At 77.9% G+C, this 606-nt stretch carries 1 protein-coding gene; it reads right to left on the bottom strand.

Features of this window, described 5'->3' with window-relative positions:
* Nucleotides 1-606 (bottom strand): molybdopterin-dependent oxidoreductase (locus B7767_RS40670; protein ID WP_179167520.1); only part of this gene is annotated, 606 nt, incomplete at both ends.

The following is a 606-nucleotide window of genomic DNA, read 5'->3' as shown; positions in this document are numbered from 1 at the left end:
GACCGTGGTCGAGCAGCAGCCGGTGCCCGGCGAGCACGGCCTCCCCGGCGGCCGGCCGGGGCAGCGCGCCCGCGGTCTCCAGCGGGTCGGTGGCCCGGGGGCCGTCCCAGGCGCCGAGCCGGTCGAGCTCCGCGCGGATGGTGCGCAGGTCCGGCAGCCCCAGGTGGACGTCCATGGCGTCGGCCAGCATCTGCAGCACGCGCGCGTCGGTGGGCGCGAGCCGCCGGGTCATCTGGTCGGGCTTGAGCGCCGCCTCGAACATGCGGACCCTGCCTTCCCAGTTGAGGAAGGTGCCGGCCTTCTCCGCGACCGCGGCGACCGGCAGGACGACGTCGGCGAGTTCGGTGACCTCGCCGGGCCGCAGCTCCAGCGACACCACGAACCCGGCCTCGGCGAGCGCCGCACGCGCGCGTGCCGGGTCGGGCAGGTCGGCGACCTCCACGCCCGCGACCAGCAGCGCCTGGAGCTCACCGCGTGCCGCCGCCTCGACGATCTGTCCGGTGTCGCGGCCGTAGCGGTGCGGCAGTTCGGCGACGCCCCACGCGGCGGCGACCTCCTCACGCGCGCGCGGGTCGGTCGACGGGCGGCCGCCGGGCAGCAGCGCCG

It is taken from the genome of Streptomyces sp. 13-12-16 (assembly GCF_002114215.1).
Classification (GTDB): Bacteria; Actinomycetota; Actinomycetes; order Streptomycetales; family Streptomycetaceae; genus Streptomyces.
Note: the sequence above shows the minus strand (reverse complement) of the source record. Positions and strands in the feature narration are given on the sequence as shown.